This window comes from Pseudomonas sp. FP2335 (assembly GCF_030687535.1).
In the GTDB taxonomy this organism is placed as follows: Bacteria; Pseudomonadota; Gammaproteobacteria; order Pseudomonadales; family Pseudomonadaceae; genus Aquipseudomonas.
Genome location: NZ_CP117437.1, coordinates 2402701 through 2416400, shown reverse-complemented (window position 1 = coordinate 2416400; position 13700 = coordinate 2402701). Strand labels below are relative to the sequence as shown.

At 61.2% G+C, this 13700-nt stretch carries 9 protein-coding genes; all 9 read right to left on the bottom strand.

Features of this window, described 5'->3' with window-relative positions; genetic code table 11:
* Positions 1-21 precede the first annotated feature (21 nt).
* The 9 genes from PSH81_RS10775 to PSH81_RS10735 all read right to left on the bottom strand — a co-directional run bounded on the left by PSH81_RS10775 (position 22) and on the right by PSH81_RS10735 (position 13565).
* Positions 22-2379 (bottom strand): type VI secretion system Vgr family protein, encoded by a 2358-nt coding sequence (locus PSH81_RS10775; protein WP_305392491.1) that lies wholly within the window; start codon positions 2377-2379, stop codon positions 22-24.
* 1 nt (position 2380) lies between these two features.
* A complete protein-coding gene (tssH, locus tag PSH81_RS10770; RefSeq protein WP_305392490.1) occupies positions 2381-5011 on the bottom strand; it encodes a type VI secretion system ATPase TssH in 2631 nt (876 codons plus the stop codon).
* 122 nt (positions 5012-5133) lie between these two features.
* The gene (locus tag PSH81_RS10765; protein WP_192301128.1) at positions 5134-5625 is read right to left on the bottom strand and encodes an Hcp family type VI secretion system effector; all 492 of its coding nucleotides are present in this window, start codon (positions 5623-5625) and stop codon (positions 5134-5136) included.
* A 22-nt stretch (positions 5626-5647) separates the two neighbouring features.
* The gene (locus PSH81_RS10760) at positions 5648-7363 is read right to left on the bottom strand and encodes an OmpA family protein (protein WP_305392489.1); all 1716 of its coding nucleotides are present in this window, start codon (positions 7361-7363) and stop codon (positions 5648-5650) included.
* 7 nt (positions 7364-7370) lie between these two features.
* Positions 7371-8048, bottom strand: coding sequence for a type VI secretion system protein TssL, short form (gene tssL, locus PSH81_RS10755; protein WP_305392488.1), 678 nt, complete (start codon positions 8046-8048; stop codon positions 7371-7373).
* Positions 8045-9388 (bottom strand): type VI secretion system baseplate subunit TssK, encoded by a 1344-nt coding sequence (gene tssK, locus PSH81_RS10750; protein WP_305392487.1) that lies wholly within the window; start codon positions 9386-9388, stop codon positions 8045-8047. The genes tssL and tssK overlap by 4 nt, the downstream gene beginning before the upstream one ends.
* A 23-nt stretch (positions 9389-9411) precedes the next feature.
* Entirely contained in the window at positions 9412-10950 is a 1539-nt protein-coding gene (gene tssC / locus PSH81_RS10745) for a type VI secretion system contractile sheath large subunit (RefSeq protein ID WP_305392486.1), read from the bottom strand.
* Between the two features lie 31 nt (positions 10951-10981).
* On the bottom strand, positions 10982-11482 hold the full coding sequence (gene tssB, locus PSH81_RS10740; RefSeq protein WP_192301156.1) for a type VI secretion system contractile sheath small subunit: 501 nt from the start codon (positions 11480-11482) through the stop codon (positions 10982-10984).
* A 451-nt stretch (positions 11483-11933) separates the two neighbouring features.
* Entirely contained in the window at positions 11934-13565 is a 1632-nt protein-coding gene (locus PSH81_RS10735) for a PvdJ/PvdD/PvdP-like protein (RefSeq protein WP_305392485.1), read from the bottom strand.
* Positions 13566-13700: the final 135 nt, after the last annotated feature.

The window sequence follows — 13700 nt, the reverse complement described above, 5'->3', positions numbered from 1 at the left end:
ACTCCTGGTTTCGCAAGGGGATCAGCCAGAGAAACCCGTAAGCCCAGAGGGCACGGATTTATGCTCGGTCAGTTGAGGGGGCTGTGGCATTTCCAGCGACTGCCGGGAGGGCTCCAGGAATTGGAAATCTGCAGCCTTGATATTGAAGTCACCTTGGGTGCCAGCTTCGATCCCGCTTTGATTCAGGGTGATGTAACTACCACCTGCATTCAGGCTGATTTTCTTTTTCGCGACGATGCGGATTTCATCTTCAGCACTGATGATTTCCAAGCCATTGCGCGCCATCAGTTCCAACGTGTCGTTCTGTGCCTGAATACGCACAGGGCCGGCGTTGGCGATCAACTTGATCCCCAACTTGCGCACAAACAGACTGACGCCCTGCCCCACACCGATAAACAAGCGCTTGACCACACTGACATCCGCCTCAGCCCCGGCGTTGATCATCACGTTGCCCTGCGCAGCCAGTTGCAGGTGCTCCCCGCTGCTCAGGGCAATGCCCTGGGGAGCGCTGAGTAGAAGCACGGACGACTTGAGTCGTTCCAGGTCTTGCTTGAGTAAAGTCAACTGCGCCTGCACGTCCGCCGGATCGGCATTCGCCGCCAGAGCGTCAGTGGAGAGCGCGTCCAACTGCTCACTCGCTTGCTCCAAGCGGGCCATCGCCGCGCCCATTTCAAGCTGCTGCCCCTGCGCCTTACCCTGCTCATCCGCACTGATAAACACCCCCTTCCCACCCCGGATCGCGCCCCACCCATCCGTGCGCAACTCGAACCCTTCACCACGCTGTTGCCTGTGCGCATCCACCAGATGCCCCAGGTTCAACTGGCTCTTGCCGCTGTGTTCCGTGCTCAGCTTGATGTGCTCCTGCCCCCGCGTGTCGTCCATGCGCAGTTTGTTATTGGCCGGTGTGCGTAGCACGTTGCGTTTGTAGTTGCGCAGGGTCACGTGGTCGACGTGCTGGCTGTCGTGCAGGGCGTGGGCGATGTAGGGGCGGTCCGGGTCGCCTTGTTCGAAGGCGATGGCCACTTCGGTGCCGGGAATCAATGGCAGGTGCAGGCCGTGGGTGTCGCCTGCGTAGGGCCGGGCCAGTCGCAGCCACAGGCTTTCTTCGCCGGGTTTCCAGGTGTCGCGGTCGAACAGGAAGTTGACGCGGTAGCGGCCTTCCATGTCGATGTGGCCGTAAGGGTCGTGGGCCTGGGGGCTGGTGACGCGGGCCGGGACGGTGCCGGCGATTTGCGGTTTGGCGTGTGGGGCCGGGCGAAAGCACAGGGTTTCTGAATAGGGGATGGCCTCGAAGGCGGCTTCGAAGCTGCGGTCGCGCGCGGCCTGGGTGGTCAGGCGGGTGATGACTGCGCCGGTTTGGAATGCCTGGGGTGCGCCGCCGCTGATCCTGAGGACCTGGCCCGGCGCCAGGGTGGCGCTGCTGCTAAGGCCGCTCAGGCGGGTCTGCTGGTTCAGGTACTGCTCGTGGCGCAGGCGTGCGAAGAAGTAGCCGCTTTCGCATGGCAGGTCTTCGTCTTGATCGAGGCGGTTGCCGAGGACGCTGTAGGGTTCGGCGTAGTGGTAGGCATCGCCGTAGGCCCCGCCGCGGCTCTGCTCGATCCCGCCGTTCAGGTGGGCGCTGGCGTCGCGGTGGTGGTAGGCGCGTACGCTGACCTGTTGCTCGACGACCTGGTGGCTCGATTGCAAAGCCCATACGCCGTCCTGCCCGCTGCTGCCGAGCCCGGATTGCGGGCGGTATGGCAGTTCGACGTCGAATTGGTAACCGCGCTGGCTATCGAAAAACTCGACGACCTCTAGGCGCAGGCGTTCGTCGCTGGTGAAGCGATACCAGATGCCCACTTCGGCGAGCAGCCGGCTGATGAAAGCCAGGTCGCTTTCGCCGTATTGCATGACCTGTTCGCGCCGGGGGTAGTCGCGCTTGAGGGTGAACAGGAAGTCCTGGCCTTCGAAAGCGTGGCGGCAGCGCAGGATGTGTTCGACGATCTCGGGCACGGATTGGTGCTGGTAGATACGCAACTGTCGGCCACGTTCAAGCAGGGCCAGACGCGGTTGCAGGGTGATTGCATAGGTGGCCTGGTCGTTGGAGCCGGATTGGCGGGCGAAGGTGGTGACGACGCCGTGCAGGGTGCGCAGGGGTTTGATTTTGGGTGGCGACAAGCTCAGCAGCGGCAGTTTTTGTGGTGGGGCGTGCAGGCTGAAACTGGCTTGATGGCCGAGGATGGAGTCGGCGGCGAGGTCGAGGTCGGGGCTGGTGAATTCGATGCGGTACTTGAACGGCTGGCTCAGGCCCTCCTCTCCTGCAAAGGCCAGAACCTCAAGCGGCGCGGCAACATTGTTGACCCGTAATGTGTGTCGACTGTGATCAAAGAAGACACTCATCTCACGCCTCCATGATTGCGGTTTGCGGCGCAGCATCGTCGTCCGTGAAACTCAGGCAGATGCCCTGCTCTTCACTGAACTCAAGACTCACGCACTGGCACCGCTGCTGCGCCGCGCGCCGCTCCAGCAGTTGCTGGCTGAGAACAGGCAGGATTTGTTCGTTGAGCAGGCTGTCTATGTTGCGCGCGCCCATGTCCGGTAACAGGCAGGCGGCAACCAGGGCGTCGTGGAGTGAGTCGCCCAACCGGCAGTCGAGGCCATAGTGGAAACGCAACCGCTTGGCCACTTGGGCCAGTTTGAGCGCGACGATGCGCTTGAGTGCGTCGGCTTGCAGCGGTCGATAGATCAACGTCTGGAACCGTGCAAGCAAGGCCGGCTGGAAGTGTTCGCGCAGGATGGGCCGCAGTTGTTCGTGCAGCAGGCTGTCGGGGGCGTCGGGCTGGGCCTGCAAGCAGTCGTACAGCAGGTCGCTGCCGAGATTGGAGGTCATGAGGATGACGGTGTTGCGAAAGTCGATCTCGCGCCCTTCACCGTCTCGCATGAATCCACGATCAAACACTTGGTAAAACAGATTGAGCACGTCGCTGTGCGCCTTTTCGACCTCGTCCAACAGCACAACACTGTAGGGCCGCTGCCGCACGGCTTCGGTCAGCACACCGCCCTTGCCATAGCCGACGTAACCGGGCGGCGAGCCTTTGAGCTGGCTGACGGTGTGGGCTTCCTGGTACTCGGAAAAGTTCAGGGTGATCAGTGATTTTTCGCCGCCGAACAGGCTGTCTGCGAGGGCCAGGGCGGTCTCGGTCTTACCCACGCCGCTGGTGCCCACCAGCAGGAACACTCCCAGCGGTGCATGCTCGTTGGTCAGGCCGGTCTTGGCCGCGCGCAGCCGTTGTGCCAATGCGCTCAGCGCCGGAGCCTGGCCGATCACCCGCTGCCCCAACTGCTGCTCCAGCGCCAACAGGCTGCGGTGTTCGTCCTTGAGCAAGCTGCCCAGCGGAACGCCGGTCCAATCGGCAATCACGTGGGCCACGCTGCGTACGTCGACATCCAGTGACAGCAGCGGCTGCTCGCTTTGAATGGCATGGAGTTCCCGTTGTAGCCGTGCGCAGGTGCCCGGTTGTGGTGGCTGCATCCGGCGCGCACTCATCAGTTGTTCGGCCAACTGACGCTCTTGCCGGTATTGCTGCTCCAGTGCGCTTTGCTCGCGCTGCAAATCCGCGGATTGCACGTCGATCAGCCCCAGGCGCTCGCCAACGTCGCCGCCGCTGAGGGCCTGGTCTTGCTCCAATGCCTGACGCTCCAGTTCCAGCGCCGCTTGCCGCGCCTTCAGCCGGACCAGCGCTTGCGGCTCACAATCCAGGCTCATGCGCACGCGGGCACTGGCGGTGTCGAGCAGGTCGACCGCTTTGTCCGGCAGTTGGCGCCCGGTCAGGTAACGCCGTGACAGGCTGACTGCGGCTTGCACCGCCGCGTCCTGGATATGCACGCCATGGTGAGTGGCGTAGCGCGATTTCAGGCCGCGCAGCATCAGGCCGGCATTGGCGTCGTCCGGCTCGTCGACCTTGACCATTTGAAAACGTCTTTCGAGGGCCGCATCGCGCTCGAAGTACTGTTTGTACTCACTCCAGGTGGTCGCGGCGATGGTGCGCAACTCGCCACGGGCCAACGCGGGTTTAAGCAGGTTGGCGGCGTCGGCAGCGCCGGCCTGGTTGCCGGCGCCGATCAGGGTGTGGGCCTCGTCGATGAACAGCAGCACCGGGCTGTCGGCTTGTTGCACGGCATCGATCAGGCTTTTCAGGCGTTGCTCGAACTCGCCCTTGACGCCCGCACCCGCCTGCAACAAACCCAGGTCAAGAGTGCGTACGCAGACTGACTTGAGGCTGTCAGGCACCCGCCCCTGGGCAATGCTCAATGCCAGGCCTTCCACCAAGGCCGTTTTGCCGACGCCAGGCTCGCCCACCAGCAGCGGATTGTTTTTACGCCGACGGCTGAGGATGTCGATGACCTGGCGGATTTCATCGTCACGGCCAAACACCGGGTCGATCTCTCCTTGTGCGGCCTTGGCGGTGAGGTCTCTGGTGAACCTGTCCAACGTTGCCGACCGGGCATCATCACCCTTCGGTTCAATGGACTGCGGTTCGACAGTCTCTTGCAGCGCCGGACGCTCTTCGGAGACCTGGTCCAACAGCCCCATCAACCGCTGCAACTGTGCCTCACCGAGACTGAGCAATGGCCAGGCGGCTTCGCAGGCCAACAGGCCGGGCGTCTCCATCAGCGCGCCCAACAGATGCACCGAGCGCAGGCTGTCGTTGTTGTCGTCGAGCGAGGCGCGTAACCAGGCCTGCCTGATCAATTGCTGCAAGGGCGCGGACAACTGCGGCTTGCCCTGCACGCTGCGTGGCAGGCCGTCGAGGTGTTCAAGCAGGCCGTACCACAGTGCCTCCAGATTCCATTCGTAACGCCGCGCGATGACCGTGAGGTCGCCCTCCCCCTGGCCCAGCAGCTTGAGCAGCCAGTGTTCAATGGTGATTTGCGCGTGGCCGCTGCCCTGGCACAGGGACGCGGCCGCACTCAACGCCTGCGCGCAGAAAGGGTTGAGTCGACGAAGCAAACGGGTGGAGTTCTGGGCCATACGCAATACATCCTCGCCAAAGGGGCTGGGTCGTCAGGTTGAAACGCGATGTGTTTGGCTGAGCGCCCGCGAGCGGACGCTCAACCCAGCACACCGGCAAATCGCCTGGTGGTGCAGGTACATCACGCGCTCTGGCGTTCGCTCCAGGCATCGGAGTGGATGATGTTGCCGTCCTTGTAGGTCCAGGTGACCTTCTCGTAGCGCAGCTCAATCTGCTCCAAATGGTTGTGTTTCTCTTTGCTGGGGTCTTTGACGTCGTGCATTTTTGGCGCGACCTTCACCACCTTGACGTTCTCCAGCTTGGTGATGAAGTACTCGACTTCCTGCCCCGCATCGTCGATGCGATACCACTTGAACTCGGCGCTCTTGAGGGTTTGCCCGGTGGTGACAGCCTTATAGAGATACGGGCTGGAGGCATCGATTTCCTTGGAAAACAGGAATGGGGTGTGCACCCGCGTACCGGTCAACTTGCCGGTATTGTTGTCGGTCGGGATGTACAGGCTGTGGTCCTGGGCGACCACCTCGATGCTGCCTTCGCGCTTTTGCACGTCCACCGAGCCTTTGATCTCTGCGCCACCGTCGTCTTGAAGCCAGAGGTAAACGGGAATTGCCATGTGAAGCTCCTTTTCTTGGACATTAAACGTCGCGATGTGCGACGGGAGGTTGCCCGTCAGGTCCTGGAACAGCGCGTGAACACGCCCCTGCCTCAGGCACCAGACGGATGTCGACACGACGATTGGCTGCGCGCCCTTCTACCGTGTCGTTGCTTGCAATCGGTTGGCTGGCACCGAACCCCTGCACCGCGAAGCAGTTGTCGGGGATTGCGCTCATCTGCTGTATCCAGCCATGCACGGCAGCGGCCCGGGCGTAGGACAGCCGGCGGTTTTTCTCGGCGTCGCCGGTGGCATCGGTATGCCCCGCGATCACAATCAACTGGCCAGGCTGTGCCTGGATGCCGGCCAGCGCACGGATCAGCACCTTGGTCGAGCCCGGCTTGAGTCGGGCGCTGCCGCTGGCAAACAGCGAAAGACTGTCCAACCGCACCACACCCGCCGGTCCCGTGGGCAAAACCGTCGGTGGCGGCTCGACATGGGCGGCCAACACGGCGAGTAACGGGGCACGCAGATGCTCGCCGCGATACAGGCCCAGTCCCAAGGCCAGCGGTGCACCCTGTCGGTAGTAGGTATCCAGCCGTTGGGCGGCCTGGCGCAGTGCAGTGACGGCGTCTTCGTGCAGCAGGAACGCACGCTGTTCTCGGTGCGTCGGCGGCGGAATCGAGGTATAGCGACGCAGGTCATCACTGACCTGGCGCAGCAACAAGGTGTTCTGCCAGGCTGAGCTGGCCAGCGCGACCGCGCTGGCAGCTACCCACAACCACAAGGCCACGACGCTTGCCCGTTGCCGCGGGGTACGCGACGGATGGCGCTTGAGCACACCAAGCAACGCATCTGGAAAAGGTAATGTCGCCGTCGCATCGATCACGCGGCCATCGACCAACGCCACCTTGTGAGCAAGCCATTGACCCCACAGGTTGCCCTCCACCGCCCGGGGCAGCACCGAGACCATTTTGAACGCGCACACGCTGGCGACATCCGTGTCGTGATGAACGAGACAAGGCAACACCTTGTCCTGCAGCCAACCGGCGACACTCCCCAACTGAACGCAAGCGTGCAACCGTGCGGACTGCTCAGGCAGGTCGGCGGCTTGATGCTGCCACTCACTCAGCGTGGCGCACTGGTCTATATCGCGGACATAAGCCTCGGCCTTGCCGCCTTCCCAACTGAACCACGGCTCGGCGCCCTGCACGGTTTGCAGGTAACTCACCAGCAGCAATGGCAGCGCGATACCTCGCTTGCGTGCCAGGGTGGCCTGGTAACCGAGGGCTCGCACTCGACCGAGCAGCGCCGAGCTGTCGCTGTGTGCACCGGGGTTCACGACAAACATCACGCACAGCTGGGCGCCCCAGCCGGGCCGCAGAGCCAGGATGCCGTCGCAGATCAGCGGCAGTTGCCCAAGGCTGGGTACCCGCACGTAACAACCCGAGGGAGTCTCCCGCAGGCTCAACTGCTCAACGCACACCGGGCCAAAAAGCGCATCGAGGCCATCACCACAGACCAGTACCACCGGATGCCGGAAGGACGCCGCCGGCAAGGCGACGTTGCCACCCAGCTTCACCGATTCGCGCAACACGCATGCCCGGCGGTTCACGGCCACCCATGCCAACCCGATACCGCACAGCCCTAGGACAAGCCCGGCCGCCCGCACCCAGACGGTGAGTGGAATGATCGCCAGCAACGCAAGGAGCAGCCCTCCTGCCCACAGCACCAGCAGTCGATGAGAGGAGATCGTCATCGGGCCCTCACGCTTGATCAGGCAGGAGCAACGCAACCGCATCGCTCAACAGTTGATCCAACCCCCACCACGTTGCGGCCAGTACCACGGTGGCGGCCAGCACATGCATCAGCGGCGACTGCAACCAGCCCAAGCCCGAGATGGCGCCGCTACGCGCCTGGGTGACAAGGCTCTGGTTGAGCCTCAAGGGCGGCACATGGGCGTTGAGCGCGTGCAGCAAGCGTTGACGCTCAGGGTCGTTCAGGTCGCGGTAACGACCTTGAAAACCCAACATCAGCACGCGATGGAACACCGTCAGGACCTGCCGGTCCGGTGCCGGTTCGCGTAACACTGCCTGCATGTCCTCGTACAGGAACTCGCCAGCCTGATGGTGGTTGAAAAACTTGGCCTGAAGGGGTTTTGCCCACGCGGCCTGATCGTTCTTACTCCCATACGTCAGCACCGTCTCATCCAGCAACGCGCATTGCGCATGGGAGATGTAATCGACTGCGCGCTTCGTCATGCCCGCCGACGCAAGCCGCTGTCGAACCTGCTCGACCTGCGCGACACATACTCCCCACAACTCCGGCAGGCCCTCGGATGCAACGCCCTGACGCAACTCAACCACCAGCAGGTAGGTGTCCTGCAGCAGCTCATCAACGTCCGCAGGTGGGGTGTCGTGACCGTTTGAATTGATCTGGTTCATGCGCGCAGCACCGCAAACAGTTCGAGCCTGACGTCGACCAATGTGCTTGGGACGTAGAACGCACAGACTCCTGCGTCCAGTACCGCCTGGCCCTTGGGATGGCTGAAATCAAGCACGAAATACTGGTTTTCCAGGCGCAGCGGAATCGCTGCCGGCACATGGCTGAGGGCCCGCAATGGCACGCCGTCGAGCGCCGCGTTGATCAGGTAGTCGACCGCGTCCGGCGTGCCCACCTTGCAGAGCTGCGCAAACTGATCCTGCAACTGCGCCGCGGACAGACGGCTGCGCACCGACAGATAGAAATCCGCACCGTCACGCTCACGCAGGCGGGGATCATGCAGTTGCACCTGCCAACGATTGGCGCCCTGTGCCTCCAACTCCAGGGCAACGACCCGCGATGGCAGGCTGGCTTCCAGCAACAGCGAAATAGTGTTCATCAGCGGTGCGAACACCGCTTCCAGGTTGCCGTGTTGATACGCGGGCACTTTGTCGATTTCGTGTTCCAATGAGAACGTCAACAGGCTGCCGGCGAGTTTGATCAGTTCCTGGTAGACCTGTTCGGGATGACGCGCCGGAAAACTCCGCAGATCGGCCAGGACCGGTTGGTAGGTGTTCAACGCATTGAGCAACCAGAACAGCGAGACATCGGCCACGGCAAAATCGGCCATGCGCTGATTGCTCTCGCGCCGCATGCCCATGAGCCGTTGCCGCTTGGCCGCCAATTGGGTCAACAGGTTATCCAACTGGCTCAACAAACCCGGATGCGCTGCAAAGCTGAGCAGCGGCGGCACGTAGACCGGGTCAAGGCTCCAGGCACCCTGCCCGTCACGGACCAGCCGCGCAACGGGACAGGTCACGTAGTCCGCGTTGTCGTCACTGTGCAAACGCAGGCTCAGCGCGTGCTCCAGCACCGCGATGGATTGCCGTTCATCGCTGTAGACATCCTGGACCTCGCGCCAGTCCTGGCGATAACGGATCGGCCGGTCGCTGTTGCCGCCGTCAAACAGACAGTTGTTGCCATTGGCCTGCTCCAGCGGCAATGCCACATGCACCAGCGTAGCTTGGACCTCATCGGCCAAGCCCAAGGCAGGTGGCAGGCGGTCGACGCAATCGGTGTCGATCCACGTCCCGTCGGGTAGGCATACACACAACTGGGTGGCCTTGAGTTTGCCCAGGCGCAAGGCTTCCAAATCAAACCCGACGGCCTGGACGCCCCAAGGGTGCGCCAGGCTCAGATGAGCGAGCTGTACGTTGGCCCAGGCCTCCCAACGCGTTTGTTGCTGGAATTGCTGCGCCGACAGCAATACGCCGCAAGCCCACAGAGGGCGATCGATCTTCATGGCATCGTTTCCCTACGATTGACTCAAGCCTTGGCCTTGGGCATTTGCGAAACCAGCGACAAGTTCACATCCATGCCCTCCACCTGGAAATGCGGCACGGCGTACAACTTGACGCGGAAGAAGCCCGGGTTGTCTTCGATGTCTTCCACCGTCACCTTCGCATCGCGCAGCGGGTGTGAAGCCTGCAAGTCATCGCCAGGGTCGGTCATTTCAGTCACGAGCCCGCCAATCCACTTGTTGAGCTCCAGTTCCAGCAAGCGCCGGTCTTTGGTAGTGCCGATGTTTTCGCGCTGGATCAACTTCAGGTAATGGGCGATGCGTGACAGTAGAAAGATGTAGGGCAGGCGCGCGTTGATACGACTGTTCGCCGTGGCATCCGGGGTGTCGTAGAGGGCAGGTTTCTGCGCGGAGTTGGCGGAGAAGAAACACGCATAGTCGCGATTCTTGTAGTAGGAAAGTGGGATGAAACCGAGGTTGGCAAATTCGAATTCGCGGGTTTCCGGGATCATGACTTCCGAGGGAATCTTCACCTGGTTGCCAGTGCCCAGGTCGTACAAGTGGATGGGTAACTCGGTCACCGCACCACCGGACTGCGGTCCACGGATCTGCACACACCAGCCATTGGCGATAAAGCTCTTGACCATATTGGCGGCAAACGCGAAGGAGGCGTTGGTCCACAAATACTTGTGGTGGTCCGGGCCTTTGACGCTTTCGATGTAATTGAAACTGCGCACGGGAAGGGTGTCGGGACCATAGGGCAGACGCCCCAGCACACGCGGCATCGTCAGGCCGATGTAGCGCGCATCGTCACTGTCCCGGAACGACTTCCACTTGATGTATTCGGCGCGGTCGAAGTAGTTGCCGATGTCCTTGATCGCGGCCACTTCCTCCATGGATGCCTTGCCAAAGAATGCAGGCCCGACGGAACCCACAAACGGCATGTGGGCAGCCGCGGCCACTTTGGAAATGTTACGCAACAGGGCAATGTCCTGTGGGCTGCGGTCGAACTCGTAACTGGAGATAGCGGCAGCGATTGGCTCACCGCCGGGGGTGTCGTATTCCTGGGTGTAGGTATGCAGGTAGAGACCGCTCTGGGCGATTTCCGGCGCGTCTTCAAAATCCTGCACCAGATGGTCTTTGCTGATGTCCAGCAGCTCGATACGCACGTTTTGGCGGAAATCCGTCTGGTCGATCAGCGATTTCACCCCACGCCAGGTCGACTCGACGCGCTGGAAGTCCGGGTGGTGCATGATCGCATCCAGTTGACGGCTTATCTGCCGATCCAACGAGGCGATATGCTCATCCAACAGCACCTTATCCAGGCGTTCGACCTTATGGGCTGACTGTTTCAATAACTGCAGGAACACATTGACCGCGGCGGTAACCCGCTCATCGGCAGACACATCGGAAAGTGCCTCGGTATTTTGAAACACCTCGAGCCCGCCTAACTCCGCCACGGGACTCAAGTTAATTTTGCTGAACAGTGTGGCGTAGACTCCACTGTTGTTTTCCGACAGTACGGTGCTGCCATGGGATTGCGAACCGGATTGTTCTACGGACATGCTCAAAACTCCTTTTTCAAATCCATGGACATCAATTAGTTTTAGGCGCCAACGCGGCCAATTCGGTACGAAGTTCAGCGCTTAACGCGTCGTCCTTGAGAATGCGCTCCAACTCATGTCGGAAGGTCGCGTTATCCAGCAAGTTGGATTTGAGATCGCGCAACAGATTGCGCATGGCCAGAAGTGCACGTAACTGCGGGACTTGCCGCGCAACCTGCTCCGGTTCGAAATCCTTCAGGCGTTGGAAGCTCAACTCGACAGTGGTGTCGCATGCGTCATCCGGCAAGGTGTTTTCCACCACCAGTTTCAGCCCCGGCGAGAACTCGCCGAGAACACTGTCAAAGTTGTTTTTATTGATATTGATCTTGCCCCGCTCCGAGAGTGGGCGTTGTTCCTTGCCGTTACTGTAGTCCCCCATCACCATTAACTTCAGGGGCAACTCGACTTTTTTCTGGGCGCCGCCGGTATGCAAGTCCAGTTTGATATTGACCCGCGCCTTGGGCACTTCATTCTGAAAACTATCTAGCGTCATAACTTCATCCCTTGCTGTATGGCAAAATAATAACCGGCCATCACTGGCGCGCTCTGTCGCCGCAAGAATGAAGTATCCCAGACATTTTTTACCAGCCCCCGAACTATGCGCGGGAACTTTCCACAAAGCTTTGAGGATGCATCCTACAAACCGCACAGATAAACTCTATTTCAACTTTTTATTTATTCATAAACAAAAAAATATGAAACAGCTGTCAGAAGAAGAGTAAATCCAGGGAAAACCCAAAACAAACCGATGAGGCAAGACCTATACAGACAGAGTGTTCCTAGCGTTAGAAATCACAACGCCTACAAACGCGAGAAAACCCAAGGCGAGGCATTCGATGAGAAGAACGCTTAAAAAGCGAGGCACGACTCACACCGCAACCGGCACATTAGCGTCCGGCTGCGGTCGGTTGAAATCGTAATAGTTGTAATAGGGTAAGTCGGGATCAGGCCTCCCGACTTTTCACCTTCAGATGCCGCGCGTACCAGGGCCGCTTTGGCACCCGCTTGAACAATCCCTTCAGCGCGTCATCTTCTGCACCGAAAGTAATGCGCAATGCCAGCTTCATGGTCTCCGGGTCCATCTCCATCGACCGCCCCATCTGCAACCCCGGTGTGGTGCTGCAGCCGTGGGTGTCCGGGCCCAGCCAAGGGTCGCCGACTTCTACCCAACGCCCCTGGGCAAACCACGCTACGCCGTTGACCTCAAGCCGGCTGACCTCACCCGGATTGAAGCGCTCATGGGCACGGAACCAGTCCTCGATACGGTCGTCGATCCAGCCATGAAAATGCCAGAACACCGGGTTTACATGGGATGAGAACGGGTCGCCCAGAAAGTCGTTTTCCGCGGCATACCACCGCGCGGCGAAGTCCGAGGGATCGCGGGCGAAGGGCACCGGGCCACCGTTGGAGGGGTCGCGAGGCACGGAGGCCCAGCGCATGTGCAGCCAGTCGTGCAGCCCCAATTCCATCTCGGAACCGAGCTGGCCCAGGGTCAACTTGGCCAGGTAGCGCGGGTCGCGGTATTGGGACTCCCACACTTGAAAGTTGCTGTGGTAAGTCTCGGCCGCCTTGATGTCGCTGACCCACTGGGTGTAGTCAGGGTCATCCGGCGCCGACCAGGTGGGCGGCAAGGCAAAGCCATCGTGGTTGTCGAAGTAACGCACGAAACCCAGCCGATCACGCTCCAGTGCAGGCTGCGGTGCGGGGAATTCGGGCCACGAAGGCAAGTCTTGCATCGAACGCGCGGTGCCGAGCATATGGCGATGCATGAAGAAGAAATCGATCCCCGAACCGTTGCGGTCCTTGTGTTTGCCGCGCGCATCGCGCTCCTGGCCGCGGGGGCCGGGTTGCCAACCGATGCCGCGCAGGGCATCGCGCTTTTCTTCGGAGAGTTTGTGCCATTGGTCACGGGTCGCGTGCCAGAGCTGGTGGAATAACCGGTGTTCGGCGCTGATCAGCCAGGCCAGCAGGGTCGGATTGAGGCCGATGCGCTCGCGGGCTTCGGGAAACAGTTGCTTGTGCGCGATAAACCGGTTGTCGCGTTCGGTCAAGGCCAGGGGACGATCGAGGTTGAGAATCTGCCCACTGAGGGTGCCGCTGCCGGCGTTGCCAAACACGCCCCAGACTTCGTCGAGGGTCATTTTGAATTCGTAGGCGGGCACGCCACCGGGCGCGTCGCGGTCGATCAGGCGCCAGTAGAGCGTGGCGCCCTCCCCCGGCAGCAGGTCGCCGAGGACACGGTAACGCGGTTCGCCGGTGGCGCGCAGGTTGGCTGCGGTGTCGAGGTAGCCACGCAGGCCACGACCCCGTGGGGCGATGTCGAGCAACAGTTCCAGGCCCTGTAGCGGCAGGCCTTTGAGACCCGCGTCGCGACCTTCCAGGCGCAGGCTCCAAACACCGCGCAGGCTGTTCGCCAGGTGCTGGCCGGCAGTGTCGGCCAAGTCCACCGTGGCTTCGCCGGGAGTGATCGGGAATTCTTCTTCACGCGTCAGCTCGCGATGGGCATAGAAGGCCGCTGGCACAGCCGCGCCGGTCAGCGCCAGGCCTGCGATGAACCCACGTCGAGAGATCGTCATTGTCTACCTTAGGAAACGGCTTAATCAGAGCTAGAACGTTTGCAGGCCGGGGAAATTTACCGCACTTGGCGCACCGCCTAAATTTCTGCGTCCAGCGCTCGTCCTTCCTTGATAGCAAAGGCCTCAACTGACTGA

Coding starts and splice junctions, on each gene's coding strand:
- PSH81_RS10775 (WP_305392491.1), bottom strand. CDS start 2,379: ATGAGTGTCTTCTTTGATCACAGTCGACACACATTACGGGTCAACAAT.
- tssH (WP_305392490.1), bottom strand. CDS start 5,011: ATGGCCCAGAACTCCACCCGTTTGCTTCGTCGACTCAACCCTTTCTGC.
- PSH81_RS10765 (WP_192301128.1), bottom strand. CDS start 5,625: ATGGCAATTCCCGTTTACCTCTGGCTTCAAGACGACGGTGGCGCAGAG.
- PSH81_RS10760 (WP_305392489.1), bottom strand. CDS start 7,363: ATGACGATCTCCTCTCATCGACTGCTGGTGCTGTGGGCAGGAGGGCTG.
- tssL (WP_305392488.1), bottom strand. CDS start 8,048: ATGAACCAGATCAATTCAAACGGTCACGACACCCCACCTGCGGACGTT.
- tssK (WP_305392487.1), bottom strand. CDS start 9,388: ATGAAGATCGATCGCCCTCTGTGGGCTTGCGGCGTATTGCTGTCGGCG.
- tssC (WP_305392486.1), bottom strand. CDS start 10,950: ATGTCCGTAGAACAATCCGGTTCGCAATCCCATGGCAGCACCGTACTG.
- tssB (WP_192301156.1), bottom strand. CDS start 11,482: ATGACGCTAGATAGTTTTCAGAATGAAGTGCCCAAGGCGCGGGTCAAT.
- PSH81_RS10735 (WP_305392485.1), bottom strand. CDS start 13,565: ATGACGATCTCTCGACGTGGGTTCATCGCAGGCCTGGCGCTGACCGGC.